General features: G+C 43.5%; 1 protein-coding gene. It reads right to left on the bottom strand.

Going from position 1 to position 301, the window contains the following annotated elements:
* A partial coding sequence (locus WFH04_RS18200; RefSeq protein WP_336825735.1) for a transposase occupies positions 1–301 on the bottom strand: 301 nt, incomplete at both ends.

Raw genomic sequence — 301 nt, 5'->3', positions numbered from 1 at the left:
GTCACAATAGGCCTCTTTCAGTTCATATGCCTTCTTCAATTCATCAGACATGCCTAGATAGCGATCTAAATACCAACGGTTTTTCTCCGTTAATTTCTCGCTGCGCTTATATAAAACATGGCGCATCCTTTTACATTTCTTGCGGTCATATGCATGCCATTCCTTCTGCACTTTTCTTCGGACTTCATCAAGCGCCCAGTAGATATAACGACAAAAGTGAAAACGGTCTGCGACAATGACAGGGCGTCCCAATGCCTTTTTCACAGCTGCCTTAAAGCTTGGATTCATATCCATGACCACC

The sequence above is a fragment of the Sporosarcina sp. USHLN248 genome, from assembly GCF_037144575.1.
Classification (GTDB): domain Bacteria; phylum Bacillota; class Bacilli; order Bacillales_A; family Planococcaceae; genus Sporosarcina; species Sporosarcina contaminans.
Note: the sequence above shows the minus strand (reverse complement) of the source record. Positions and strands in the feature narration are given on the sequence as shown.